Here is a 24,995-nt window from a genome sequence, read left to right on the forward strand (position 1 = left end):
TACGGGATTGATTTTTTAAATTAATGGACTGATACTGCCAAATGATTTATTATTTCAAATGCTTTAAGGAAGTTTTTTTAAGCTTTTTAAAATCCATCAATGTCTACGCTCTTATTTCGAGCGTCATCATTTTTGGGGCATTTGAAGCAAACAGTCAAAGTAATCTCGACAAGAACAAGCGGCTGAGTCAGCTTGTTTTACGAAGCTGGAATACTGAGGATGGACTTACCTCCGAATCTGCAAATGACATTATCCAAACAGCAAATGGATACATTTGGATTGCTACCTATACTGGCTTACATAGATTCGATGGGCGGGATTTTACAGTTTTTAATAGTCAAAACAGTTCGATACCATCCTCCAATGTCTTAAATCTAGAACTCGACACTGATGGGCAACTATGGATGGGCACACTACATGGAATTGCTCAATACCAAAACGGTGAATTTATTACGCCGGAGGCGCTTGAAAAAGTGACAAACTTCAGTATTGAGAAAATGCTAATTACCGCCTCCGATGAGCTTTGGTTTAGCACAAAATCCAATCACCTATTTAGGTACCATAATGGCATCCTCAAAGAGTTTACGCACATCTTTCAAATTGGGAATAGTACAGTTCTAAGTATAGAGGAAGATCCGAAAGGGAACATTTATTTCGGAACGGATGATTCGCAGTTAATTGTGTATTCCAAATCTAAGGAGACCAGGAAAATTCAGCTAGCGATCGATGTAAACGGGGTGAATTCGCTATTCACGTCAAATGATTTAATTTATCTGGGCACCGGTCGAGGACTCTTTGTATGGGACGGACAAGAAGTTAGTAAAAGTCAAATACTACCGAACACGACAATAAATACCTTAACGATTGACAACTCTAACACACTTTGGATGGGAACCATGAGAGGCTTGTTCCGGTATCAAAAGGAATCTGATCAACTGGACTCGCTAACAGAGGAAAGCGGAATGCCCAATAACATCGTCCAAGATTTGCTATTTGATCAGCAAGGAAATTTGTGGGTAGGGACATATAGAAGCGGTATTTTTTTTCTAGCTGATGGATCTATTACCAGTTTTACAAAAAATGATGGGTTAGCAACAGATATCATTAGCAGCGTCACCGAAGCTGATAACGGCGCTATTATTTTTGGCAATGAAAATGGAGTCCTCAATAAACTGGAAGATGGGGTTATATCAACCTATAATTCTCCTATTCCTATTCCTTCCGAACGTCTTAAAAATATGCTTACAGACAAAAAAGGAAGAATCTGGATTTGTACGTATGGAGGCCTCATCGTCCTGGATGGCAGTAATGGTAAACACTATAATATCGGCAATGGATTTCCAGATAACTTTATCCGTGTGGCATTTCAGGCAGCAGATGGAAGCATTTGGGTGGGTACAAAAAATGCTGGATTAATAGTCTTCAATTCGCTAAATAGCTGGGAGCAAATTACGATAGACGATGGACTTAGCTCAAATTACATCCTATCAATCGAGCAAAACGAAAATGGGGAATTGATTATCGGAACAATTAGTGGCCTTAACATCATCCGAGGTAAAGAGATAATTAAAACGATCAAAGTAGAAGATGGCCTACCCTCCAATTTTATGTTTGCTACCCTACATACGCCAAACTATATATGGATTGCCTCTAACGACGGCCTTACCGGCTACAGTAATGATGATAGGATTGTGAACTTTAATACTGAAAATGGGATGCCATCCAACATCATTTATGACTTGTTGCTTGATGATTATGGCACCCTATGGATGCCGTCAGAAAACTCGATCATGAGTGCTAAGATTAGAGACCTGGAAATAGCTGCCGAAAATCCTGATAGAGAAATCAAAGTAAAGCAGTATGATAAAAGCTATGGAATGAAAAACAGCCATTGCCTAGGCGCCGTGCTTTCGTACACAGATTCTAACGGTCGTTTTTGGATTCCAACTCTTGGTGGGATTGTAAGACTTAACCCTGATGAAGTAGTGGATCCCAACTTCAATCCTAAGGTAACCATTGAAAGTATCTACGCCGACAATGAACGAATCGACTTCCAGGCCGGAGCGAAAGTTCCCGCCGGAACCAACAGGCTATTGATAGACTTCACGGGCATCAGCTACACACAAACGGATTTGTTGCAGTTTCGATACCGACTCACGCCTTTCGATAAGCTATGGGTGAATGCGAATGATGTAAGGAATGGGCTCTACACCAATCTGGCGCCTGGAAGCTATACATTCGAACTTCAGACCGGAATCGATGACAGTTTTAATTCAGAAGTTTTAATCCAGGAAATAGAAATTGAGGCAGCGTGGTGGCAAACTGCCTGGGCTAAGATACTTCTGGGCTTCCTGATAGCCTTAATTGCGCTTCTCATCTACTGGTTACGACTGAGATCGCTTACTGCGAACAATCTTAGACTAGAAGCGACAGTATCGGAACGCACCAATGCTCTGGAACTTCAAAAACGAGAGTTGAAAAAAGCCATAAAGCAGCTAAAAAGTGCTCAGGAGCAAATGATTCAATCAGATAAAATGGCTTCATTGGGAATCCTGGCTGCCGGGGTAGCGCATGAAATAAATAACCCGCTAAACTTTATTCAAGGAGGGGTAGAAGGGTTAGAGCAAACATTGAAAAGAAGTCGGAAGATCAAAAAAGAAGAATATGCTGAGCTACTAAGAGCCATCAAGGAGGGGATTTCAAGGGCTTCTACCATTGTGCTAAGCTTAAACGAATTCAGCCACTCATCAGATAAAAAACTTGAACCTTGTGATATTTATCACCTCATCGAAAATTGTCTTACCATGATTAGATACCGATTAAAAAATGGTATCGAATTGAAAAAAGAGTTCACAGATGAAAACGCACTTGTTTTGGGGAATAATGGCAAACTTCATCAAGCATTTCTTAATATCATCACCAATTCCATTCAAGCAATTGACAAAAAGGGTAGCATCACAATTAGAACAAAAATAGAAGGTGGAAACATCATGATAGAATTCATAGACTCAGGACATGGAATAAAACCAGAAAACCTCAAAAAGATCACTGAGCCATTCTTTAGCACTAAGGATCCTGGCAAAGGAACCGGGCTTGGGCTTTCAATTACTTATGCAATTATTAATGAGCATAGAGGATCTCTTAAGTACACCTCTAAATGGGGCGAAGGAACCACGGCAACTATCAAACTTCCTTTAATTAAGAAATAAGGTTGTCTTACCAAAACTCATACTCATACGTAATGGTATATTCAGGCTCATTGTACCGATTAAATATCTCTGTTCGATCCTTGAGACTATTCTTGTAGTAATGGATACGCGTGTTTATCACCTCTTCCCCTCTGATATACTCTGACTTTATCATCAAATCATTTTCATAATAAAATCGTCTCTCCGCATCTCCCTCCTTTATACTTGTCAGAAGGTCTCCGTCATATTCATAACTAGCAATATGACTAATTTTTCCCGAACTTCTTATCATGCGCTCCTTAACCTCTCTTTGTGCTTTTGTAGTATTATTTTCAACAAGCTCTTTCAGGGATTTATTCCTTTCATCATCATAATCAAGGTCCTTATAAACAGATTTTGAAGACACACTTACCACCTTCTCATCTTCATATAAATAATATTCGGTAACATCTGGCATTCCAAAGCCTACAAATCCATTTGGTTCAAATTCTCTTTTAGTGGTGATTTCTTGAGGCAATAGTGCATTATCAACCTCTACGATTTCATTCCATGGCAAATCTCTTGACTGAGTCTTGGCATACAAATGTTTATAATATGCGCTAGGCCAGTCATGGCCATACAGAAAGCTTTTTTCTGCATTTCCTAGAGACAGGCCATCCATTACATATGGCAATCCTGATTTTTCCGGCACTTCCCAAAATACCTTCTTCACTTCAAACTCTCGATCATAGGGATAGGTCGTCTGCTCAACTAATTCTTCTAATACGCCATCTGGTGAAAAACTTGCAATGGCTACAATTCTACCTGTTTTCTGTTGCGTATCAGCTTGGTGGCTGGTAAACCTTGTTGTAATCGTTTTCACATCGCTTAGACGCTCAGCCATCACTTCAGAAGAATTCACACCTTCACAGCTTATCAAAAAAAACATCGATAACACAGTGAAAAAAGAAAAGAAGGATACCCAGTGCTTATGGCGTATGGTTTTTGTCAAGGCAGTGATTCGAGACTTTAAATAAAATGCTCCGAAATAATTCATCACCGAAGGTCCTTTGAATTTTTGGGAGAGTACAAACAAGGTGTTTGCATAATCATTTGCATCCTCAGAATGAAGCATTTGAGCATCAACTTCCAGCTCTGTATTCAGTGCTACACACTTTTTCATATACCAACTAAATGGATTGAGCCAAAAGACTGCACAATACGCATGACTCAGCAGAATATCAAAACTATGTCCCAACTTGGAGTGTAGTCGCTCATGACGAATGATCAAATTACGTTCTCCCAGTGTATTACCAACAAATATCCAATTGAAAAAAGAAGCTCCATTAAATAAAGAATCATCTACCTGATAAACCAGGCCATCACTTTCCTTTAAAATCTGTGATCTATGTTTCAAATTCAATATCTGAATAAGACCAATTATAATTCTGAGAAACAAAAAACCCGATACCATGCAGTAGCCCACTGTCAAAATCATAACCCAGCTAATCTCAGCATTTGTTTCAGTCTTTGAAGCAGCACTAATTGGTGCTTTCTCGGCCAAGTCATATGGCAATTCCACATTATTCAATTCCCGTAGTTCAAAATTTGGAGAAGGCCGCTGTGAAGATTCGGTAATCACTTTTCCAACACTTAAATAGGGCGCTGCTTCTGATTTTACAGTTATCAATGGGAATGAAACAGAAAAAATCATCCAGGCAAGCAAATAAAAGCGCTTGAAAGTAGGTGTGGTATGGTTCTGTATAACTAAATATCCAAGGCAAAAGACGGACGACAACAGAAGAGTTTCGATTAAGAAAGCAGTAAACTGATTCATGATTTTTTATTTAATAGTGCCTTTATTTCATTTACCTCCTCAACCGTTACTTCTTCATCATCTAGTATTTGGGACAACAGTCCTTTGTATGAACCGTCGAAATAGTCGACAATCATATTTTTGAGCATTCGTTTCCGGTACTCGCCACGGTTGACAAGTGGGAAGTACTGATGAGTCCTACCAAAAGCTTTGTGCCCAACCATTCCTTTGGATTCCAATATTCTCACCAAAGATGACACTGTATTATACGGAGTTTCATCTGGCAATTCCTCTACAATCTCTTTTACAAAAACGTCTCCTTTGTCCCAGATAATTTTCATGATCGGCTCTTCTGCTTTGGTCAGTCTTTCCATGCAGTGAAGATATAACGTATTTATCAGTTATGCAACTGATTAATTAGTTATTTAACTAAAAAATCAGTTTTACTAGTCTTAAGGGAACTTTTAACTATTTCCTGAGCGAAACATCGGCATGAAACTCAAAGCCATTATTCTAAAATTTGAATCTGATTTATGGAGCTACTACGTGGCAATTCCTAAAGAAATTGGGGACCAATTTATAAATGGTGAGGACAGAAGGATCGTATGCAAAATAGGTACAGGCACTGCTATTCACAGCGCATTAATGCCGAAAGGTGACGTTTACAGTATATATGTTAAGAAAGAATTCATGAAAAAAAATGGCCTTTCTGAAGGTGACGAAGTTGAGCTCACGCTTGAGAAAGATCATTCCGAATATGGTATGCCTATGCCAGAGTCTTTCCAGGTATTACTAGATCAAGACAGGGAAGGAAGCATCTATTTTCATCAATTGACAAAAGGAAAACAACGTACACTCATACATCTGGTGGGCAAAGTCAAAAATGTAGATAGCCAACTTGCAAAAGGACTCGCCATTATGCACCACCTGAAAGAATCCGTAGGCGAACTTGACTTCAAGCGGCTAAATGCCTTGATTAAAGAATACAACAACCGAAAATGATTCGCATCAGAATTTGACGATTTCACATTCGAGACAACAGCGCTGGGATAAGTCTTCGAAACCATCATGTTGCTTTTCGTAGATTAATCTAAAAAAGAATGCGAAATCTAGCCTTTATCTTCTTCTTCACTTCACTTGTCTGTCTCTCCCAACCTCCAGTGCGGATCAACAACAGCTTCATTGCTTTTACCATTCCTGAAAAAGATCTGTTACCCGAAAGCATAGCATATGATCCTCAGCAACAGGCGTTTTTCGTTAGTAGCACACGAAAAGGAAAAGTGATCAAAATTGACTCAAATGGTAATGTCAGCGATTTCATCACTCCCAAGCAAGATGGTCTCTGGATGACCATCGGCATGAAAGTGGATGCGCAACGGCGTGTTCTTTGGGTATGTAGTTCGGGTGGAGACAACCTAGTGGACTACAACCTCAAAGATGAAACTGACGGAAGGCCTGCTGGCATTTTTAAGTTTGACCTGAATAGCGGCGCGCTGATAGACAAATATGTTTTTTCGGAAAAAGGTCAGGTTCATTTTATCAACGACTTAACCATTAACAAGAAAAATGGGGATATATACTTTACGCATATGTTTGATAAACATGCCATTTACAAGCTTGCATGGAATCAAGAGCCCGAGCTTTTCATTACCACCAAAGCTCTCCCATACCCCAATGGAATTGCAATAAAAGAAGACAAAAAACTTTTTGTTGCTCACAGTAATGGGATTAGCAGCATTGACATTCAATCAAAGAAAATTACGCAACTGAGTATTCCCGAAGGTCAGAACATATCAAAGCGAGCGAGCATTGATGGACTCTACTACTACAAGTGGAGTCTGATCGGTGTTCATCCAGATATTTCCACGGTTTCTCAGATGGACTTAAATGATAATGGCGATGGAATCAAGCAGATGCAAACGCTGGAGAAGAATCATCCGCTGATGATGAATCCTACCACGGGGGTTTTGGTGCAAAATCAATTTTACTACCTAGCGAATGCGCAGTTTGGAAGCTTCAATGAAGACGGAACGCTTTGGCCCATGGAACAGCTCTTTGAACCGATAATTCTAAAGGTAACTATCGATTGAAATGAAAAAATCCATCATTACTTTACTTGTGATTGTTGCATTGAATACTCATGCGCAAACGGATATGAAAACCTTACTGAATTTTCCGGTAGGTGGAACCTGGACATCAGAAAACATAAAAAATGACAAAAAGCCCAATAGTTTTCGAGCTTTCTATATGCAGTTCGAAACCTGGTCGTCTCCATCATCGGTGTTGGGTAGTATCTATGGTGTAAGGAATAATGGCGACACCATTCAATTAATGGAGGTCTGGAACTTCCTGGAGCCTGATGAAGAGAGTGCTTTCTTGATTCAGAGGACCACATGGGGAGATAAAAGTATAGGCAATGTCAAACGGTATGAAGGTGAACATTTAGACATTACATTCAAGACTACTTCCTCCTCCGGAGGAGTCCATTTCACTCGAGACATTCATTTCATTGTTTCAAAAAATGAAATGAAAGCCAAAACATATCATAAAACATCAGAAAGTGACGATTGGCAGTTTGAGGGAGAATCAACTTGGAAAAGAATAAACCAATAGAATTATGAATAGAAAGCAATTTATCTCAGGCATTGGACTGGCAAGCGCCGGACTAATTGTAGCTCCAAATACTATCTTGGGGCAAGAAAAACCCGCATCTTACCAGAAAGAGGTCGTATCCTCGTTTGTCGGTGCCGGCCACAGCAATCTTGATAAGGTGAAAGAACTTCTGGAAGAATTTCCTAATCTCATTTACAGCTCATGGGACTGGGGTGGTGGTGATTTCGAAACCGCAATTGGTGCCGGTGGGCATGTCGGTCATAAAGCAATGGTGAACTACCTGATTTCAAAAGGTGCTCGACCAACTCTGCATGCGCTGACGATGCTTGGGAGAACTGAGTTGGTAAAACCTACATTGGAAGCTTACCCGACTCTTATCAACTCACTTGGACCACATGGCTTTACTTTCTTGCATCATGCACAGCGTGGTGGTGAAGATTCGCAAGAGCTGCTGGCATATTTTGAAGAAAAAGGTCAAACCAAAGCAAAAATTAGTTTGTGGGATTAGCCCTCATTCGCCTTTAGCTTTTCGAGAACGCCAGTCTTGTAGCTTCCACCAATCGGAAGTTCTACGTCTGCTACATCTATAAAAGTGCTGGTATACGATCTGATTTTGGATCTGGAAACGATAAAAGATCGATGGATTCGCAGGAAGTTCTCTGCCGGCAAAACCTTTTCCAGATAGCTTAATTTTTGATAGCTGATTACCATTCGGTCAGTCAGATAAATTTTCACATAATTACTGAGGCCCTCGATGTATAAAATATCGCTAAGTACAATCTGAACCATCTTCTTATCCGCTTTGAGATAAATAAAGGACTCTTCAGAGTATGGTTCTGCTATCGCTGCAATAGTGATTTTTTGAACCGCTTTCATAAAGCGTTCTATTGAAATCGGCTTGAGTAAATAATCCACAGCATTTAACTCAAAACCCTCTACTGCAAAATCTCTGTATGCGGTGGTTATTATAACCTTTGGAGGACTCTCAAGATTTGCCAGGAAATTCAATCCATTCACCATCGGCATTTCTATATCTAGAAGTACCAAATCAACGTGTTCCTTTTGAAGAACGTTATTTGCTTCTATCGCATTGATACATGTACCTACAAGTTCCAAATTGGTAATCTGGTTAATGTAACCTACCAGGATATCCTGAGCGATAGGTTCATCATCGACTACCAAACATTTGATTATCTCACTCATAATTGCAGTGCTAAAAAAACTTTATAGCTATTATCATTTTCACCAAATGTCAATTCGTGCTTATCGGGATACAACAACTCAAGTCTACGTTGCACATTCTTAATCCCTAATCCGCCTTTATGACTTTTTTGCTTCAAACCAATACTATTCTCGACTGAGAATGACAATTCCGTTTTTGTTACTACCAGATTTACGTTGATCCAAGCTCCGGATGAAGAGGTGTTTACTCCATGTTTAAACGCATTTTCAACAAAGGGAAGAAGCAAAAGCGGAGGTACACTCAATTGTTCAGTCATGCCTTCTATTTTCATATTGCAATTAAACCGTCCCTCAAAACGGACCTCTTCCAGCTCTATATAGTTTTTTATGTAATGAATCTCTTTATCAAGCGTCACAAAGCTTTGCTTAGTATCGTAGAGCATGTAGCTCATGAGCTCTGAAAGCTTCATGACCACCTCAGGAGTTTTGTCGGATTTCGAGAGCGCCAGGCCGTATAAATTATTCAGTGTATTGAAAAAGAAGTGTGGGTTGATCTGATTCTTCAGATACAAGAGTTCAGCCTTGGTCCGCTCCTCAGCTATCTGAGCTAATTTTTTCTGGGAGTCAATCAATCGGTACACCACGGTAATTCCGATAAGAAAAATCATTGGAGAGGTGATAATCATACCTGCTTGCACAAATTTGTAGAGCTGCCAAAAACTGCCTTGATCCCAGTCTGGAAATATCAGTTCATTGATATACTGATACATCACAAAGCGATGGAAAACAGCCGCTATTAGTATACTGATGAATGTTCGAGTGAGATATTGTCCGATTCGCCCTTTCAACAAAAATCCAGGCATGATCACAAAGTAGTTGAGATAAACAACTACCAGTCGAATGGGGAAGTAAGCAGTCTCAATAAAGAATGCCTGACGGAATTTATTGCTGTAACCACCTTCTACAAAGGTGAAAATAGACATGTATACCACCCAAAATAATGAGTGCCATAAGAAGGTCCTTCTTTTCATCTTTTTTAAAGATAGTTTCTAGCATCTAATTTGATGTTTTGGAGAGGAAATTAAGTATAGCTCAAACCCTGATCTGCATAGAGAAATGTTATGCTGGTACAATTAATCTCAAAATCGGCATAAATTAGCCGTATGAGAAAAATATTCATACTATTTACTTTGCTTGTGGCCTCTCAACTTACAGCTCAAGATCAGCTGTATAAAGTAACGCTCCTTAGAGCTAAACCTGGTGAACTTCTGCGTCTAATTGAAGTAATTAAAGAGGATATTTCAAACTACACCGACTATACGTCTAACAAACCATATCTCTTAAGGCATAGTCAGGGAGATCATTGGGATTTGATGCTAATCTATCCGATTGATGACTTAGACTCATATTTTTCAAATGACAAGAGCAATAAGCGGAAAGGAAGTCAATCCTTTGAAAAACCCATTGGTGATCCATTTTTCGACATTGTATCATATCAAGAAGAAGCCATCGTCAGCGGACCAATCATCAACAAGTTTGTAGAAGCTTTTGAGAAATATAAGCTTTTCCATATTGAGATATTTACCTCACTCGCCGGTAAGCAAGCAGAGCTTGTAAAACAACGGCAGTCTGAAAACAAATTTTATGCTTTAATCAATCATAGGCCGAATTTCATATTTAACCGAGTGTTTGGACCAAGTTGGGATAATTTCACCATTGGCTTTTATGATGATATGCATGACTTTGCAGGACCGGAAATTGCATTCGAAGAAGAAGATAAAGCTGCAAAAGCTGCCGGATTTGAAGGTGTGAACTTTATAGGGAGCTACTTGCGTTCACTCATTGCTGATCACCATGATACATTAGCTTGGAAAATTGACTGAGTGAAAAATGAAAATAGATCTTAAATACAAAGGTGATGAAGAATTCACCTCAACAAACTCAAATAGCAATAAGGTAGAGATTGATATGCGCGCTAGTGATCAAAAGCAGAATCAGTCCCCTACTGAATTATTACTTTCTGCTTTAGGTGCTTGTGCGGCCGTTGAGATCGTGTCTATGGTAAAGAAACGAAGGAAGAAATTCGTTGACCTTGATGCAGAAATCAGTGGAGAGCGAAGGGATGAACATCCAAGAAGCTTCACAAAAATTCACTTGAAATACATTATCACCTCGCCAGACCTTACCCAAGAGGAAGCGTCGCGTATCGTAGATTTAGCAACTAAAAAGTATTGTTCTGTGGCAGGATCATTAAGTGCTGAACAAACGCACTCTTTTGAGATTAAACGCGATTAAATTTTAACCTTCAATCATTTTATTTAATACACCTGTGAGCTTGTCGAATGAGCCCATTTCGTACATAATCAAGATGTCACCGCTAACATTTTTTCCTCGGATGGTAAAGTTTGTGTGACAGACAAGCACCTGATTGTAGCGATCTTTATCAAGCTGACTATATACACCCTTTACATCACCTTGATAGCTTTTGGGCATGTGATAGTCTAGGGGAGCATCTAAAATATTCCCAAAAGACCCCATGATTGCATTGAGAATAATATTTCCCACTTCGATCATTAATCCATCTTTCATCTCGGCAATGGCACTGGAGTCAGGGTCTTCATGAATGAGTAAGGAAGCCAGAATTTTTGAGCTGTCACCAGCCAGTATCACGTTAGCACTACCTTCATACTCTCCGGAAAACTTCATCTCAACAGCATGTACGCTATCACCTCCTCCTAATTTTTCAATTTCTGATAAGACGTCATCAAACGAAATCACGTTCACATATGGAACATTTAGTAGAATCTCTCCGTCGATCATTTGACTAAGCGAAGCAGATCCTTTACCAACACCTATGTTAATTATTTCTGTTATAGTATCTATTTGTTTTTCACTTAACATATCTGTATCGCTTACTTAAAAATGTTATCAAGTATTGAAATCAATTCATCTTTGGAAACTATTTTATTCATAAATGCTGTAGCTCCCAATCCCAGACTTTCCTCTTTTCTTGCCTTTTGAATATCTGCAGTAATTACAACAATCGGAATTTTGTTTTCTCTTTTTTGAAGCTCCTCGAGCACTTCAATCCCAGACATTCCTCCCATTAGTAGATCAAGAAAAATACAATCATGAGAGTCATTCAATTTGCTCAAAAGTTCTTCTCCAGAAGAAACCGCTTCAGATTCATATCCCAATTCTTGGGTAATATCCTGTAGCGTTTTCCTTTGAAAGAAAGAGTCATCGGCTATAATTATCTTTTTCATCCGCACATATTTAAAATCAATTCTACCTCGGTTCCTTTTGACTCTTCACTTCGAACTTTTATATCTCCTAGATGAAGCTTCATAATTTGACGAACAATCGACATCCCTAAACCATGGGTAGGTTCACCATTGAGACCACTTCTTTTCGCATTACCAAATTTGACAAATAGGTTATCCAAAATCCGCTTACTCATCCCAATTCCTTCATCAGATATCTTTATGATTACTTTTTCTTTTTCCTCCAGCAAGGTGAATGTAATCTTGGTGCCCTCTTTACTAAACTTGACAGAGTTAGTAATTACATTATCTAGTGCCCGGGTCATTTTTGATTCATTTATTGAAGCCGAAGCATCAGAATGGCAATCAAACTTTATCTGAATACGTTTCTTGAGAGTTAATAATCTGTGTGTATCAATGTAGTTTTGAACAAAGTCTTTGACTACCACTTTATCCGTTTTCAGAACATATTCTTTAGATTCAATTTCGGCAAGCTGCATTATTTCACCAGCCAAATTCAATGCTTTATCTGTACTGAATTTTATCATATCCAAATAAGTGGCCAACTCCTCATTATCAATCTTTGAATCGGATTTGATAGAGTGTTGCATCAAATTGACTACTCCAATTACTGAACCTAGCGGAGACCGAAAGTCATGAGCCGCATTTTGGAGATACAGGATTGAATTGTCCTTTTCAGGAACCACCACCCAAAGCCCTTTTATCACATCTTCCTTTTGTGTAGCGCAGCATCTAACTGTTACCTTTCTGCCATTATAATTCAGTGATATAAAAGTCTCAGAAAAGCCAAAACCAATGGAGCTATGAAATTTTTTAATAGATTCAAGCTGAATTCTATCTGTGTAATCCAACAGGTTGAAATCCCCTTCATCCAAAAAGAAATCCTTGCTTCTATCGATGATACATACCTTTTGAAGGTCATTCCAGATAATACTGGCATGAGATACGGATGACTCGAAAAGCTGAAGTCTCTCGTGTAAATCCTCCTCTTTTAATACACTCATCAGGCAATGGTTACACATGCAAGATAATTCCAATTATTTTAGTGCTTCAAGAACCCAATAAGTTGACTATGGAATCAAGTCTTAGACTAGCTCTAGCACAGATCGCGCCTGTATGGCTTCATCGAGAAAAAACGATAGAAAAGATTGTGCGATGGACTACAGATGCAGCTAATCAGAAGGCCAAACTTGTTGTATTTGGAGAAGCCTTACTCCCAGGATATCCATTTTGGCTGGATCGAATAAATGGAGCCGAATTTAATTCTCCGATGCACAAGGAGATTCATGCGTTATATCTTGATCAGGCTATCTCCATAGAAGAGGGCCATCTTAACACTTTATGCGCTTTGGCCAAAAAGAAACAGATTGCGATTTATCTTGGAATTATGGAGAGACCACTGGATCGAGGTGGACATAGTCTTTACTGCTCCATGGTTTATATTAATCAGAATGGCGACATAAAGTCTGTTCACAGAAAACTAATGCCAACATACGAGGAGCGGCTTTCATGGAGTCTTGGTGATGGGAATGGGTTAGTTACACACAAAATATCTCCATTTACCGTGGGTGGTCTAAACTGCTGGGAAAACTGGATGCCGCTAGCCAGAGCTGCCATGTACGCCCAGGGAGAAGATCTTCATATTTCGATTTGGCCTGGTAATAAAAGGAATACAGAAATGCTACTGCCGGTAATTGCACAAGAGTCTCGATCTTTCGTCGTTGGTGTGTCAGGAATATTTCGCCCGGATGACATCCCTGAGCACTTCCCATATGCAGAGGAGATGAAAAGTGCAACGCCAGACGCACTTGCTGATGGCGGATCATGTATTGCTGGTCCAGATGGAAAATGGTTAGTTGAGCCGGTAGTGAACGAAGAAAAATTAATTATTGCTGATTTGGATCACAAAAGAGTGAGAGAGGAACGGCAGAACTTTGACCCATCGGGGCATTACTCGAGACCTGATGTGCTCAGTCTGAATATTAATAGAGAAAGACAATCAGTCCTACATGATTCAAAAAATTAAGCTTTTTATTTTCTTTCTAATTCCTCTTTTGGCTTCATCTCAGTCTCCTGAAGAAGATGAAGTAAAGCTAAAATCAGCTCTAGGGTGGCTTGAGATCAAGCTCGATTACCTCTACTATGAAAACACAAGTGAACGCTGGTGGAATAACACCTTCTATGCCAATGAAAACAACGAAATCACTATCAAACATATCGTTTCTGACAGACCCAATACAGCTAATATCAGAGATAAGACCTACACTATCCGAAAGTTTCGCATTCAGGATATCAATCCAAAAAGTCTGAAAATCACCGACGTTAAAGAATCGAGAGGCCGAGTGGTAAAGGGACAGATGCTTGAATTAAGAACGTATGGATTCCAGGACCTAATCCATAAATCCATAAATAACCGAAGAGCAAGTAGTACCTCATTTTTATTTCTATCATTCCCAGAAACATTAGTCGACAGTCTCTCAAATTATGCTGAGGTGGTTAAATCAAAATTCGAAGATGCCATCGTTGCAAGCATCCAGATTTATGCTAATAATGATGAATCTGACATCAACACTATTATGAAAGTACTGACAGGTGATTATAAAACAACAAACGGAATGATCTGGAATGCCGAGCTGGTTGAAGCTAATGTGTTAAAAGTGGATCGAGGAAGTAAAATAATTGAGTATTTCGGTTATGATCCAAGCCTTCAAATGTTCTACCTTTTATCTATCTCTGGTCAAGGAGTTAAAAAACAAAGTCTGTCTCCCGAAAAAGGTACTCGACTTAAAATATCAAATTCCAATGGTTTAACCATTTTGATAGACACGCCGCATTCGTTTATGCTAAATGGAAAGGCCTACTTCAGGCAATGACATTCTGCTGAAGTAGTTCATCGGCTGACTTTCTGTATTTCCTTCCTATGGGAATGGTATAGTTCTTAAGCGTAACCTCGTCCTTATTATAATTAGAAACCTGGTTTTTGTTTATTATGAAAGATCGGTGAATCCGAATAAATGAACTGGGCAATCGTTCGTTCAAACTACTTATCTTCTCTTTAGTCTTGTGTGATTGCGCATCTGTATGGATCTGAACATAATCTCCCCTACTCTCCACATACAATATATTATGCAAAGGAAGCAATACTTGCTTTCGATTCGACCGAATGGCTATCTCCGTTCGATTTTCTATAGACAGCTTCTCCTGCATCGAATTCATCTCACTAGCCTTTTCTTTGAGCTTCTGAATGGATAATATCAAACCTTCTATCAAAACTACTAAGTACAAAATCACTGTCAGTAAATAAATATCACCAGCAATCTTACCGAGATTTTCTATCTGATAATCTGCTAGTATAACGAAGGCTAATACCATCACCAACAGTTCCAGATAAATAGAAACTATAAGCATATAAGTGAAATACAAATAGAATTTGGGCCTATCGTCTTTTAGGAGAAAGCGTGGTACGAGAAAACGATTAAAGAAAAAAGAGGTGGCAATCACCACCGGCATCATAATGGTGACAAAATAAAAAGACACCACCCAATCGTCCACAGATGAGCTCAATAAGAGCGTAAGTACTACCCATGCTGTAATCCAAAAAATGAATGCTCTTTTTGATATCATAAGATCTAAGATGATCCTTTTTGCGCAAATTTGGCAGAAAAGTAGATAAACAACACGTTTCCGTCTGGATATGACCTTTCAAATAACACCCTTCTCCCGCTTGCTTTGTCAGTATGTTTAACCAAATACAAAAACAATGATTGAATTATTTCAAATGGGTGGTATGTTATTCATGAGCATACTTACAATCGAGCTAGGTGTAGTTATTTTCCTTGCGGTAAAGAGATTTTCAGAAAGAGGCAACGATACAGGAAAGATTAAGTCAGTTGGTCTTTTAGCAGCTATTACTGGAATTCTTGGTCAATTAATTGGTCTTTTTTCCGCCTTTGAAGCAATCCAACAAATGGGCTCAGTGTCACCTGCAATGCTTGCAGGTGGTCTTAAGGTATCGATGATCACCACGATTTACGGAATCATTATCTACATAGTCGCACTACTTTTAGCGCTGGTGTTAAAGACAAAGAAGTAAACTTAGGGCCGGTGTGTCCGGCCTTAATTCAATTTGGTGTAATTACATAATTAACAATCGTCAAATCTGAGAGCTAGGAAAGTTTCATTTTTTGAATAGAATGAAATCAGCATGGAAATTGCTAGATTTAAGATCAAAACAAGCCGCCATGAGCATATTTGATATCATCACCGTACTTATTTTTTTCTCAGGCGTATTTCTTTTCATCAATACATTTTACTTAAAACTACCCTCTTCAATTGGACTAACTATCCTGGCGCTGATTCTCTCCTTACTTGTTTTTATCTTCGGCCAGCTTTTCCCCGAATTCCACCTCGCCGAACAAGTGAAAAAGTATGATTTCGCGGACGTACTTTATCGGTTTGTCTTAAGTGTGATGCTCTTTGCTGGCGCCTTAAATGTTGACTTTAAAAAGCTTGGCAATCAGCTTATTCCAGTGCTTGTTCTTTCATTTTTCGGTGTGCTAATTTCCACCTTTGTTATTGCCACGCTGATATACTTCACAGCAGGGTATTTGGGCATTTCGTTGAGCTACATAGCAGCCCTGGTTTTTGGGGCTCTCATTTCATCTACTGACCCAGTAGCAATCACCAAGACTATTCAACGATTCAGAATGTCTAACGATTTGGAAACCAAAATATCGGGTGAGGCCTTACTTAATGGTGGAATAGCAATTGTCCTAGCACTCGTCTTAGTGAATATATACAGAGAAGGTGTAGCGGAGGGCGCTTTGAGCTTCACCGGTACTATCTGGGTTCTTATCAGAGATATCGGAGGTGGCATCATCGGCGGACTATTCTTTGGATGGGTTGGGTACAAATTGCTAGCCTACATAGATAATGACGATGTAGAGGTCGAAGTGCTAGTGACATTAGCATTAGTTATGGGTGGATCATATGTCGCAGATCTGTTTTCCATGTCTTCAATGATGGTAGCAGTGACAACTGGACTCATCCTTGGTAATTTCGGCAGGGATGAACAGGGTGAAAGTGCTGTAGGGGAATATGTATATAGATTTTGGCAGCTCATGGAAGATACTCTTGCGGCAATGCTCTTTGTCCTTATCGGTTTTGAAATGCTCGTCATCCCATTAAAGTTGGATTATTTCGCCTTGGGTTTTTTCGCAGTAAATTTTGCACTTTTCGGACGCTGGATAAGTGTCTTTATTCCTATTCGAATGATGGCGATGAGAAGATCATTTGACACTGGTACTATCCCGATACTCTCATGGGGTGCGCTTAGAGGTGGATTACCTGTTGCCGTTTCTTTGTCATTAACGAACTTTCCAGGTCAGGAAATAATAGTAACTATGACATACGTAGTGGTTGTGAGTACCGTCCTCTATCAGGGGCTTACGCTTGCCCGCATGATGAAGATTTTCAATTCTTCTACGAGCAAATTAAACTGACATCAGAATTTGATTTTGCTCCCAAGCTCCATGTCACTCAATTCAATATCAAGGGCCTTTGTAGAAAGCTGAATTTCTCTAACTGAAATCACCAGCGAAAGTAAAAGTAATACCAAGGATATACCAAAAATTGCACTCCCCCATTCTCCAACTTTCAGATAAATAAAGAACATCGCCAGCACACATAGAAGCAGACTTAATACACCGAAAAGCTGCATAGCCCTGATAAGAAAAAGTCGCTTTCTTAGATTCTTCAATTGTCCCTCCAAAACGCTTTTTGGATTATCTAAATAGCTTTTATGCAACTGCCGAATCAGTGTGGCAATAGCAAGAAAACGATTGGTATATGCAAGGAGTAAAAGCGAGATGGCTGGGAAGAGTAAAGCCGGTGTTGTTAGTGTTATCTGCATGACTCAAAGATAGAATCAAGAATGTTTTGGTGAAATGCTCTCCTTTATAAAGCCTAAGCCGTAACCACAATGCTGAATGAATGAAGTGATGATTGATAGCAATCCAACCTTTAGACTTCTATTGGTTATTGAAGAGTGGAGAAGAATCATAAAAAAGTAGCCAGAATAAATGACTGCAAGCGCACTTGCATACTGATGAGATATGATGAATCCTACCCCAATCAGTAGAAACCCAAGAGTAAACAGGGTTGGGAAAATATGAGGGAGTTTAATGGCTATACCATACATCCTTCTAAGCTGTATTCGGGTTCTCCCAAAAGAAAAAACCTGCATAAAGAATGATTTCAAGCTATTTCTTCTCTTGTGGTACACTTCTAACTTTTGATTTATGAGTGCTTTGTGCCCGCTTAATTGAAATCTATTGCTCAATTCCATGTCCTCGCCCATATTGGTTTTGGCAAATCCGTTTAGCGACTTGAATACTTGTTTTTGCATTACCAGATTATAGCTCCTCAGATGTGCTTCACTATCAATTTTCTTTTCCCTACCTCTTATTCCTCCTGTTGTTAAAAAAGATGTCATTGAATATGAAATAGCTTTTTGTAAGGTAGAAAAATCGTCCCTTGCTGAATCCGGCCCGCAGAATGCTTCAACTACTGTTTTACTCGTTAGTCCATCAAGATTTTCTAGGTAATTGGGAGGAATGATACAATCAGAATCAAAGAATACTAGCCACTCTCCTTGAGCATGCTCACTTCCAAAGTTTCTACTAAACCCCTGACCTGTGTTTTCCTTGAAGAAGTACTTAATATCTAAATTATTGTAGTTAGAAATGATTTTCTCAGAAGGTTTATCCGAGCCATCCTCTACAATTATTACTTCAAATTCCTGATAAGTTTGATCGACTAAACTATTAAGTAGCTCATCAATTTCATTAGGTCTATTATAGACAGGAACTATAATGGAATACTTAGGCATTGCCCTTTGTAGCATCAGTTTTTTCCGAGATTAGATAATCTCCTTTTTTCTGATTAACCTGAATAAGCATTTCAGCAAGAAAACCAGCAAGGAATAGCTGCATTCCAACAATTAAAGCAACTAATGCCAGGAAGAAAAGCGGTTGATCAACAACATCTCTTACCACCATTTGATGGTATTGCCCATAAAGCTTTTCTGCAATAACCCAGATTGTGATAAAAAAACCACCTCCAATAGAAAGAGTGCCTAATGCTCCAAAAAAGTGCATCGGGTTCTTTTTAAATCTGGAAACAAAAGTAACTGAAAGCAAATCAAGAAACCCTGTAATGAAACGCTTCATACCATACTTCGTCGTACCATACTTCCTAGCTCTGTGCTCAACTACCTTTTCCCCGATACGATTGAAACCATTCCATTTCGCTATTAAGGGAATATAACGGTGCATTTCACCATAGACATGAATATTTTTAACTACGTCAATATGATATGCTTTTAGTCCACAATTAAAATCATGAAGCTTGATTCCTGAGACCTTTCTTGTTACCCAGTTGAACAACTTGGAGGGTACAGTTTTACTAATTGGGTCGTGTCTTTTCTTTTTCCACCCGGATACTATATGTAGATTTTGATCCTTTATCATCTGCATTAGCTCAGGTATTTCATCTGGACTATCTTGTAGGTCGGCATCCATCGTAATTACAACTTCACCTTTGGCATAATCAAAGCCAGTCTGCAATGCGGCTGATTTTCCGTGATTTCGATTGAATCTCAATCCACAAACACGTAAATCCTTCTTTGCATGCCGATCAATAACAGACCATGAAGTATCCGTACTTCCATCATCGATTAGGATAACCTCTGTTTCAATATTATGAGCATCTACAACGCGAAAAATCCATTCCAAAAGTTCTGGAATGGATTCTTCCTCGTTATAAACGGGTACGATTATAGATAAATCTTTATTCAAGTTCAGGTTCGTTCTTTTTGATGATCGCTCCAGTTATAAGTGCTAAAATAGCATAGAAAATGAGTCCGAATAGAAATCCCTTTATTGACCCCATTACTGTAAACCTATCAAGTGTATCAGTTCTGGTCTTTTCAAGTGCTTCGTCCATTTGATCTTCTGGCATTCCAAAACGTGACATCATAGATTCTGCATTATCAACAGCTTGGTCCGCCAAAATTGCCGGTAATTCAGGATCAATAACGTTATATAACAGTATATTAAATCCTGTCATAATTATTCCTGCTACCACGAGCAATTGCATAGAATATACCCAAGCTTTGCCGAAAGCCATGAATCCTCCAATTTCTTTTCTATGCTGAATTCCAAAGTAGGAAACAAGTGCGATGAAAACAAGGAAGAATAGCATCATCCACATTGAAGCCAACGTAGCTGGACTAACAATGTAGATCAGAAGAGTAAGAACTATGCTAATTACAGCTAGCATTACTCCGGATTTGATTGCGTGATTGTTCATAGTTATTTAGGTTTTTTTCTTAAAATTATCGATACAACGGGGGTTATCAGGAATCCTGCACCAATTTTCTTCCAAAAGGTACTAAACAATAGTTGAGTTGTTGTAATCTCATCCACAGCGGCAAGCTGCTCTTCCAACTGTTCTTGTGTAAATTCTTTCAGAAAAAACTCTTTACGATCGAGCAAGAATGCCTTTGCACCTTCCTTGTACCCTTCCATTAGTTCCCCATTGCTCTCAAATATTACAAAAAATATCAAAGAAAATATAAGCACTGCAGGTATCATCACAATAAATCCAATACTTATACCCTGCCAGAAATGTAAATAGCCATCATTCCGGAAATCCTTAAACTCTTTAGCGGCAAAAAATACAAATAAGAAAAATACTCCCAGATCAAATATAAAATGCCGGAAGTCAAGCAGTGGATTACTTCCAAAGTTGATTGATATAAAAAAAAGCCCTACAAGGAATAGTCCACATAGGATGGAATACTTTAAAGTCGGTTTTATCACTGATTAAATGTCGCTTTAGATCTGTTTATGGTACCTAATACAAACCCTTTCAATTCTTTATTCCAGTAAGGGGAGTTGAAGGATTTGGAAAGATTTGTTTGACTATCAAGCTTCCAAACACCTTTTGGATCTAAAATGGTGAGTTTGGCTGGTTGTCCCTTATCAATTATTAATTGATCGAAGTTGAGAACAGATCTTGGCCCATTAGTCACTTTATCTATTAGAATCTCCACCGAGACCTCACTAGAAATTTGAAGTAGAGATGAATAAAAAGTCTGAAGTGATATATTGCCTGGGTCTGCTAAGTCAAACTCTAATTGCTTACATTCCTGATCATACGGGCGATGATTTGAACAAATTGCGTCTATGATTCCTTCATTTACTCCCTTTATAAGAGCTTTTCTGTCCTTCTCTGATCTATATGGAGGCAACACTTTAAACGTTGTATCAAATTCTCCAATTGATTCCTCATTGAAAATCAAATGATGCACACCGACATCACAAGTGACGGCTAAACCTGTCTTTTTCGCTGCTTTTATTAAATCAACGCTTTTAGCCGAGGAGATTCTTGAAAAGTGAATACTTCCGCCACTGTACTTTAAAATTTCGATATCACGCTGAATGATTAACTCTTCGGACAAAGATGGCTCTCCTCTCAAGCCTAAATTAGTACTCGTCTTGCCTTCATGCATATGAGTTGAGGTAGAAATATGGATGTCCCTTCCATTTTGAATTATTGGAGATTTCATACCAGCTGTATACTGAAGGGCTTTGAGCAACAGTTCTGCGTTCCAAATTGGACGGTCTCCTTCAGAAAAAGCCACTGCTCCAGCCTCCTTCAAATCCAGCATTTCAGTTAGATTTTCACCGTTCAACTCCTCACTTACAGCTGCACATACATGTACATCTACCTCGCCAGAAGATTTTTTGAGTATGTAGCTAACATCACTTTTTGATTCAATTGGTGGATCCGTTTCCGGGATTAAACAGATATCTGTAAAGCCACCAGCCTGAGCACATTTTATCCCTGATTCAATATCCTCACGATGTTCATTTCCAGGGTCATTGAATTGGGCATTTAGATCAAACCACCCAACAGTTATTGATTTCCCCTTTAGATCAACCTCTTTCGTAGCTGTTTTGCCATTTAGCGAGGCTATAATTCCTTTTTCAATGAGAATATTTGCTTGCTTGCCGTGAGCGGGAGAATTTAGATCAAGTACAATTACATTTTTTAGCAATAAGCTCATCTAAGGTATCTATGCAGTACTGTTTCGGTCAGAATTAGAAACACAATCAAAATTAATGCATATTTCCATAAGCTCGATTGAGAACCGCTCGCAAATACTACATTATCACTTCCATTAGTGAGTTTTGTTACTTCAACATGCTTCATATCAACAAAGGCCTCTCGCATTTCATCAAAATCGGGAGCTTGCATTATAGATTCAATCTTTGGTATATTGATAGAAATACTTTTCAAAGTATCATTATCCTGAATCAATTGATACTCACCAGCCTCCAAATCGTTCGGCAATTCCAATATCATCTCAGAACCATTAGAATTAAATGTAGGGATCACCTCATAGCCATCTCTTACCAATTTGACTGGCACATCAGAGGCTTTTCTGGAAACAGAAATAGTTCCTTCTGGATAGTAGTAGGGTGGTTCAATTCCTCCTGTCGAGGAAAAAGCAATTTGAAAAAGAATTGGCAAGAACAGCGCATGGGACTGAAAACCACCTGAGGACGACTCCAATGTAGTGTTAAAGAAGTAGATATTATTTTTCTTGAGCAAGAATGGATTACCATCTCTGAATTTAATAATCGGTTCGAAATTTCTTCCAATCGAAAACATTGCTCTCCCTACAGGCATTGATTGCTCCTCAACTCTCCTCTCAAATACACCTTTTAAGAGTGGATGTTCTGAATCTATAGAAGTCTCGGATACATTTTCACCGGAAGTTTCCAAACTAACATCAATAAATTTCTCATAAGAGAGGATATCTACTGAATCAGTAGGAAATACAATGAAATTAGTATTGCTAAGATTCTGAATTGCCTCAAGGACAGAATACTGACTACTTATCACAACTAGGTCAGCTTCTTGCAGAGCTTCATAATCCAGATTATTGATGGATTGAAAGTCAACATCAAATAATTCTTGATTGTCATAAACCGCTTTTAAAGCCTCTGAACTAGGTGATTCAATAATTACAATTTTAGGTTTCAGACGTTCGCTAACAGAAAAGTAGAACGTATTATCAAAGGTCACATCATCCCCATCCAAAACAATTTCAAATCCTCCATAAGCATCTTTTGAAAGATCAAAACTAACTTCCTTAAGCCCTTCAATATCTTTAACAACAGAACTTAATTGCCGAGAGCCGTTCATAAGTTTCACAACTACACTCCCAGTTTCCATATTATTCACCTTAAACCTAACAAAGATTGAAATCTCAGATAGGTTCTCTTGATTAGGCATTAAATACAAACTATCAACACTTACATTCCTAACCACATTGAGATCATTTGTAATTACAAGGAAATACTTTTTGGTAGAATCCATCAAAGATTCTTCTAAATCGGACACTTTCAATGCTTGATAATCTGAAAACAGATAATGCGAAGACAATCCATTTTTATTGAACTTATCAACTAAAACTTTCCAAGTCCTGGATTGAGGTCTAGTGCCTGATGATAATGATATCTCAGTTTTCCTATCGATGAGTTTTTTTTCCTGATTATCAAAATATACTAAAGCTCCAAATTGCTCGTGTAATTGCCTTATCCCATTTTCTACCTTAAGTGAGGCATTATCAATTGTTGAACTCACAGAATTGTCAAAATGAACACCTACCTCGCCCTCATTAGCTGATTCGTTTAGGTTCTGCAATAAAACCCATATCATAACAATAATTAATACGAAAATTAAAACTCTATTAGATAATATCAACAAATACTTTAGTCGAGATTTAGACTTAGTTTTTGAGGTAAGGTTTACAATAAACTTAACAGATGAAAAATATAGTTTGCGTGCTTTCCGAAAATCAAAAAGGTGCACCAAAATCGGTACTAAAAGGAAGAGAACGAAATACAACCAAGGATTCACTTAATGCTTTTTTCGACTACTAAACGATCTATTAGTACAACAAGTTATATAAAAGAAAAAAAGGACATCATCTTGCGACAAGCCCTTTTATAATAAGCTGATATCAACTGTGGCGTGCTGAATACTTCGTTACTTGAACCACAACTTCTTAAAACAAAAAGAGGTATCATCTTACGACAATACCTCTTTATAATAAACTGGCAACGACTTACTCTCCCACCTGTTACGGCAGTACCATCAGCGCTGACGGGCTTAACTTCTCTGTTCGGAATGGGAAGAGGTGGACTCCGTCGCTATAATCACCATAAAATTTGCCTATATCCAAAAAGGACAGGACTTAATGTCTTGACATTAAAAATGAAAGATTCACATGAAAAACGCGAGTTTATCGAAACGCTTCAAAAAAGTTTACGAGTAATTAGTACTGCTCAGCTTTGACATTACTGCCTTTACACCTGCAGCCTATCTACGTCCTAATCTAGAACATCTCTTAAAAGAAATCTCATCTTGTAGTGGGTTTCGCACTTAGATGCTTTCAGTGCTTATCCCTTCCCAACGTAGCTACCCAGCAGTGCTCCTGGCGGAACAACTGGTACACCAGCGGTTAGTCCAACTCGGTCCTCTCGTACTAAAGTCAGATCTACTCAAATTTCTTACGCCCACAACAGATAGGGACCGAACTGTCTCACGACGTTCTGAACCCAGCTCGCGTGCCACTTTAATGGGCGAACAGCCCAACCCTTGGGACCTTCTCCAGCCCCAGGATGTGACGAGCCGACATCGAGGTGCCAAACCTCCCCGTCGATATGAGCTCTTGGGGGAGATCAGCCTGTTATCCCCGGAGTACCTTTTATCCTTTGAGCGACGGCCCTTCCATACAGAACCGCCGGATCACTATATCCTAGTTTCCTACCTGCTCGGCTTGTAGGCCTCACAGTC

General features: G+C 38.9%; 26 protein-coding genes, 2 rRNA genes and 1 pseudogene (1 of these 29 only partly in view). 11 read left to right on the top strand and 18 right to left on the bottom strand.

Annotated elements, in window-relative coordinates:
* Positions 1-41: 41 nt before the first annotated feature.
* On the top strand, positions 42-3,209 hold the full coding sequence (locus ACL8WY_RS05735) for a two-component regulator propeller domain-containing protein (protein ID WP_436517472.1): 3,168 nt from the start codon (positions 42-44) through the stop codon (positions 3,207-3,209).
* A 7-nt stretch (positions 3,210-3,216) separates the two neighbouring features.
* Here ACL8WY_RS05735 and ACL8WY_RS05740 read toward each other — a convergent pair whose 3' ends face one another.
* Complete coding sequence (locus ACL8WY_RS05740; protein ID WP_436517473.1) at positions 3,217-5,004, bottom strand: M56 family metallopeptidase; 1,788 nt, start codon at positions 5,002-5,004, stop codon at positions 3,217-3,219.
* Complete coding sequence (locus ACL8WY_RS05745; RefSeq protein ID WP_436517474.1) at positions 5,001-5,357, bottom strand: BlaI/MecI/CopY family transcriptional regulator; 357 nt, start codon at positions 5,355-5,357, stop codon at positions 5,001-5,003. Before ACL8WY_RS05745 ends, ACL8WY_RS05740 begins: the two co-directional genes overlap by 4 nt.
* Before the next feature lie 118 nt (positions 5,358-5,475).
* Here ACL8WY_RS05745 and ACL8WY_RS05750 point away from each other — a divergent pair, with 118 nt between their 5' ends.
* From ACL8WY_RS05750 to ACL8WY_RS05765, 4 genes are all read left to right on the top strand, one after another.
* Positions 5,476-5,985 (top strand): DUF1905 domain-containing protein, encoded by a 510-nt coding sequence (locus tag ACL8WY_RS05750; RefSeq protein WP_436517475.1) that lies wholly within the window; start codon positions 5,476-5,478, stop codon positions 5,983-5,985.
* Between the two features lie 98 nt (positions 5,986-6,083).
* Positions 6,084-7,073, top strand: a complete 990-nt coding sequence (locus ACL8WY_RS05755; RefSeq protein ID WP_436517476.1) for an SMP-30/gluconolactonase/LRE family protein — start codon at positions 6,084-6,086, stop codon at positions 7,071-7,073.
* Between the two features lies 1 nt (position 7,074).
* The gene (locus tag ACL8WY_RS05760; RefSeq protein ID WP_436517477.1) at positions 7,075-7,596 is read left to right on the top strand and encodes a hypothetical protein; all 522 of its coding nucleotides are present in this window, start codon (positions 7,075-7,077) and stop codon (positions 7,594-7,596) included.
* Positions 7,597-7,600: 4 nt separating this feature from the next.
* Positions 7,601-8,104, top strand: a complete 504-nt coding sequence (locus ACL8WY_RS05765) for a hypothetical protein (RefSeq protein ID WP_436517478.1) — start codon at positions 7,601-7,603, stop codon at positions 8,102-8,104.
* Here ACL8WY_RS05765 and ACL8WY_RS05770 read toward each other — a convergent pair.
* Both ACL8WY_RS05770 and ACL8WY_RS05775 read right to left on the bottom strand, forming a co-directional pair.
* Positions 8,101-8,799: a LytR/AlgR family response regulator transcription factor gene (locus ACL8WY_RS05770; protein WP_436517479.1), complete on the bottom strand. Its 699-nt coding sequence runs from the start codon at positions 8,797-8,799 to the stop codon at positions 8,101-8,103. The two genes, ACL8WY_RS05765 and ACL8WY_RS05770, sit on opposite strands and share 4 nt — an antisense overlap.
* The gene (locus tag ACL8WY_RS05775) at positions 8,796-9,809 is read right to left on the bottom strand and encodes a sensor histidine kinase (RefSeq protein WP_436517480.1); all 1,014 of its coding nucleotides are present in this window, start codon (positions 9,807-9,809) and stop codon (positions 8,796-8,798) included. The genes ACL8WY_RS05770 and ACL8WY_RS05775 overlap by 4 nt, the downstream gene beginning before the upstream one ends.
* 132 nt (positions 9,810-9,941) lie before the next feature.
* Here ACL8WY_RS05775 and ACL8WY_RS05780 point away from each other — a divergent pair, with 132 nt between their 5' ends.
* The gene (locus ACL8WY_RS05780; protein ID WP_436517481.1) at positions 9,942-10,661 is read left to right on the top strand and encodes a hypothetical protein; all 720 of its coding nucleotides are present in this window, start codon (positions 9,942-9,944) and stop codon (positions 10,659-10,661) included.
* Between the two features lie 7 nt (positions 10,662-10,668).
* Positions 10,669-11,073 carry an OsmC family protein gene (locus tag ACL8WY_RS05785; RefSeq protein WP_436517482.1) on the top strand — a complete coding sequence of 135 codons (405 nt, stop codon included), beginning with the start codon at positions 10,669-10,671 and terminating at the stop codon, positions 11,071-11,073.
* Between the two features lie 3 nt (positions 11,074-11,076).
* Here the strand turns inward: ACL8WY_RS05785 and ACL8WY_RS05790 are convergent, their stop codons facing one another.
* From ACL8WY_RS05790 to ACL8WY_RS05800, 3 genes are read right to left on the bottom strand one after another with little or no spacing between them, the layout of a single operon-like run.
* Complete coding sequence (locus tag ACL8WY_RS05790; RefSeq protein ID WP_436517483.1) at positions 11,077-11,679, bottom strand: hypothetical protein; 603 nt, start codon at positions 11,677-11,679, stop codon at positions 11,077-11,079.
* Between the two features lie 11 nt (positions 11,680-11,690).
* Complete coding sequence (locus ACL8WY_RS05795; protein ID WP_436517484.1) at positions 11,691-12,044, bottom strand: response regulator; 354 nt, start codon at positions 12,042-12,044, stop codon at positions 11,691-11,693.
* The gene (locus ACL8WY_RS05800; protein WP_436517485.1) at positions 12,041-13,066 is read right to left on the bottom strand and encodes a sensor histidine kinase; all 1,026 of its coding nucleotides are present in this window, start codon (positions 13,064-13,066) and stop codon (positions 12,041-12,043) included. Before ACL8WY_RS05800 ends, ACL8WY_RS05795 begins: the two co-directional genes overlap by 4 nt.
* Positions 13,067-13,134: 68 nt before the next feature.
* On the opposite strand from ACL8WY_RS05800, the gene ACL8WY_RS05805 reads away from it, so the two are divergent.
* Positions 13,135-14,088, top strand: a complete 954-nt coding sequence (locus ACL8WY_RS05805; protein ID WP_436517486.1) for a carbon-nitrogen hydrolase family protein — start codon at positions 13,135-13,137, stop codon at positions 14,086-14,088.
* Entirely contained in the window at positions 14,072-14,935 is an 864-nt protein-coding gene (locus ACL8WY_RS05810; RefSeq protein WP_436517487.1) for a hypothetical protein, read from the top strand. The genes ACL8WY_RS05805 and ACL8WY_RS05810 overlap by 17 nt, the downstream gene beginning before the upstream one ends.
* Here ACL8WY_RS05810 and ACL8WY_RS05815 read toward each other — a convergent pair.
* On the bottom strand, positions 14,925-15,686 hold the full coding sequence (locus ACL8WY_RS05815; RefSeq protein WP_436517488.1) for a LytR/AlgR family response regulator transcription factor: 762 nt from the start codon (positions 15,684-15,686) through the stop codon (positions 14,925-14,927). The two genes, ACL8WY_RS05810 and ACL8WY_RS05815, sit on opposite strands and share 11 nt — an antisense overlap.
* A gap of 136 nt (positions 15,687-15,822) precedes the next feature.
* Between ACL8WY_RS05815 and ACL8WY_RS05820 the strand changes: the two genes are divergently transcribed.
* Together ACL8WY_RS05820 and ACL8WY_RS05825 are read left to right on the top strand one after the other, a co-directional pair.
* Positions 15,823-16,155 (top strand): MotA/TolQ/ExbB proton channel family protein, encoded by a 333-nt coding sequence (locus ACL8WY_RS05820; protein ID WP_436517489.1) that lies wholly within the window; start codon positions 15,823-15,825, stop codon positions 16,153-16,155.
* 148 nt (positions 16,156-16,303) lie between these two features.
* Positions 16,304-17,563, top strand: coding sequence for a cation:proton antiporter (locus ACL8WY_RS05825; protein WP_436517490.1), 1,260 nt, complete (start codon positions 16,304-16,306; stop codon positions 17,561-17,563).
* Between the two features lie 2 nt (positions 17,564-17,565).
* Here ACL8WY_RS05825 and ACL8WY_RS05830 read toward each other — a convergent pair whose 3' ends face one another.
* The 10 genes and pseudogenes from ACL8WY_RS05830 to ACL8WY_RS05875 form a co-directional block, all read right to left on the bottom strand.
* A complete protein-coding gene (locus ACL8WY_RS05830) occupies positions 17,566-17,973 on the bottom strand; it encodes a DUF2721 domain-containing protein (RefSeq protein ID WP_436517491.1) in 408 nt (135 codons plus the stop codon).
* A 15-nt stretch (positions 17,974-17,988) separates the two neighbouring features.
* Positions 17,989-18,951 (bottom strand): glycosyltransferase, encoded by a 963-nt coding sequence (locus tag ACL8WY_RS05835; protein ID WP_436517492.1) that lies wholly within the window; start codon positions 18,949-18,951, stop codon positions 17,989-17,991.
* The gene (locus ACL8WY_RS05840) at positions 18,944-19,918 is read right to left on the bottom strand and encodes a glycosyltransferase family 2 protein (protein WP_436517493.1); all 975 of its coding nucleotides are present in this window, start codon (positions 19,916-19,918) and stop codon (positions 18,944-18,946) included. Before ACL8WY_RS05840 ends, ACL8WY_RS05835 begins: the two co-directional genes overlap by 8 nt.
* Positions 19,911-20,432 carry a DUF4199 domain-containing protein gene (locus tag ACL8WY_RS05845; RefSeq protein WP_436517494.1) on the bottom strand — a complete coding sequence of 174 codons (522 nt, stop codon included), beginning with the start codon at positions 20,430-20,432 and terminating at the stop codon, positions 19,911-19,913. Before ACL8WY_RS05845 ends, ACL8WY_RS05840 begins: the two co-directional genes overlap by 8 nt.
* 2 nt (positions 20,433-20,434) lie before the next feature.
* The gene (locus ACL8WY_RS05850) at positions 20,435-20,944 is read right to left on the bottom strand and encodes a DUF4199 domain-containing protein (RefSeq protein ID WP_436517495.1); all 510 of its coding nucleotides are present in this window, start codon (positions 20,942-20,944) and stop codon (positions 20,435-20,437) included.
* On the bottom strand, positions 20,941-22,194 hold the full coding sequence (locus ACL8WY_RS05855) for a dihydroorotase (RefSeq protein ID WP_436517496.1): 1,254 nt from the start codon (positions 22,192-22,194) through the stop codon (positions 20,941-20,943). Before ACL8WY_RS05855 ends, ACL8WY_RS05850 begins: the two co-directional genes overlap by 4 nt.
* Positions 22,191-23,855: a hypothetical protein gene (locus ACL8WY_RS05860; RefSeq protein WP_436518083.1), complete on the bottom strand. Its 1,665-nt coding sequence runs from the start codon at positions 23,853-23,855 to the stop codon at positions 22,191-22,193. Before ACL8WY_RS05860 ends, ACL8WY_RS05855 begins: the two co-directional genes overlap by 4 nt.
* A 57-nt stretch (positions 23,856-23,912) precedes the next feature.
* Positions 23,913-24,008: pseudogene (locus tag ACL8WY_RS05865) on the bottom strand (hypothetical protein); the annotation flags it as partial.
* Between the two features lie 243 nt (positions 24,009-24,251).
* Positions 24,252-24,363, bottom strand: a 5S ribosomal RNA gene (rrf, locus tag ACL8WY_RS05870).
* Positions 24,364-24,454: 91 nt separating this feature from the next.
* Positions 24,455-24,995, bottom strand: a 23S ribosomal RNA gene (locus ACL8WY_RS05875); it runs 2,323 nt beyond the window's last position.

The organism is Ekhidna algicida, from assembly GCF_051379705.1.
In the GTDB taxonomy this organism is placed as follows: domain Bacteria; phylum Bacteroidota; class Bacteroidia; order Cytophagales; family Cyclobacteriaceae; genus Ekhidna.

Bases quoted from the DNA above. Each gene is read 5' to 3' on its own strand.
- ACL8WY_RS05845 (WP_436517494.1), bottom strand. From the start codon at position 20,432: ATGAACAATCACGCAATCAAATCCGGAGTAATGCTAGCTGTAATTAGC.
- ACL8WY_RS05820 (WP_436517489.1), top strand. From the start codon at position 15,823: ATGATTGAATTATTTCAAATGGGTGGTATGTTATTCATGAGCATACTT.
- ACL8WY_RS05760 (WP_436517477.1), top strand. From the start codon at position 7,075: ATGAAAAAATCCATCATTACTTTACTTGTGATTGTTGCATTGAATACT.
- ACL8WY_RS05795 (WP_436517484.1), bottom strand. From the start codon at position 12,044: ATGAAAAAGATAATTATAGCCGATGACTCTTTCTTTCAAAGGAAAACG.
- ACL8WY_RS05860 (WP_436518083.1), bottom strand. From the start codon at position 23,855: ATGATATGGGTTTTATTGCAGAACCTAAACGAATCAGCTAATGAGGGC.
- ACL8WY_RS05800 (WP_436517485.1), bottom strand. From the start codon at position 13,066: ATGAGTGTATTAAAAGAGGAGGATTTACACGAGAGACTTCAGCTTTTC.
- ACL8WY_RS05740 (WP_436517473.1), bottom strand. From the start codon at position 5,004: ATGAATCAGTTTACTGCTTTCTTAATCGAAACTCTTCTGTTGTCGTCC.
- ACL8WY_RS05830 (WP_436517491.1), bottom strand. From the start codon at position 17,973: ATGCAGATAACACTAACAACACCGGCTTTACTCTTCCCAGCCATCTCG.
- ACL8WY_RS05775 (WP_436517480.1), bottom strand. From the start codon at position 9,809: ATGAAAAGAAGGACCTTCTTATGGCACTCATTATTTTGGGTGGTATAC.
- ACL8WY_RS05735 (WP_436517472.1), top strand. From the start codon at position 42: ATGATTTATTATTTCAAATGCTTTAAGGAAGTTTTTTTAAGCTTTTTA.
- ACL8WY_RS05765 (WP_436517478.1), top strand. From the start codon at position 7,601: ATGAATAGAAAGCAATTTATCTCAGGCATTGGACTGGCAAGCGCCGGA.
- ACL8WY_RS05780 (WP_436517481.1), top strand. From the start codon at position 9,942: ATGAGAAAAATATTCATACTATTTACTTTGCTTGTGGCCTCTCAACTT.
- ACL8WY_RS05835 (WP_436517492.1), bottom strand. From the start codon at position 18,951: ATGCCTAAGTATTCCATTATAGTTCCTGTCTATAATAGACCTAATGAA.
- ACL8WY_RS05805 (WP_436517486.1), top strand. From the start codon at position 13,135: ATGGAATCAAGTCTTAGACTAGCTCTAGCACAGATCGCGCCTGTATGG.
- ACL8WY_RS05810 (WP_436517487.1), top strand. From the start codon at position 14,072: ATGATTCAAAAAATTAAGCTTTTTATTTTCTTTCTAATTCCTCTTTTG.
- ACL8WY_RS05770 (WP_436517479.1), bottom strand. From the start codon at position 8,799: ATGAGTGAGATAATCAAATGTTTGGTAGTCGATGATGAACCTATCGCT.
- ACL8WY_RS05790 (WP_436517483.1), bottom strand. From the start codon at position 11,679: ATGTTAAGTGAAAAACAAATAGATACTATAACAGAAATAATTAACATA.
- ACL8WY_RS05825 (WP_436517490.1), top strand. From the start codon at position 16,304: ATGAGCATATTTGATATCATCACCGTACTTATTTTTTTCTCAGGCGTA.
- ACL8WY_RS05745 (WP_436517474.1), bottom strand. From the start codon at position 5,357: ATGGAAAGACTGACCAAAGCAGAAGAGCCGATCATGAAAATTATCTGG.
- ACL8WY_RS05855 (WP_436517496.1), bottom strand. From the start codon at position 22,194: ATGAGCTTATTGCTAAAAAATGTAATTGTACTTGATCTAAATTCTCCC.
- ACL8WY_RS05750 (WP_436517475.1), top strand. From the start codon at position 5,476: ATGAAACTCAAAGCCATTATTCTAAAATTTGAATCTGATTTATGGAGC.
- ACL8WY_RS05755 (WP_436517476.1), top strand. From the start codon at position 6,084: ATGCGAAATCTAGCCTTTATCTTCTTCTTCACTTCACTTGTCTGTCTC.
- ACL8WY_RS05785 (WP_436517482.1), top strand. From the start codon at position 10,669: ATGAAAATAGATCTTAAATACAAAGGTGATGAAGAATTCACCTCAACA.
- ACL8WY_RS05815 (WP_436517488.1), bottom strand. From the start codon at position 15,686: ATGATATCAAAAAGAGCATTCATTTTTTGGATTACAGCATGGGTAGTA.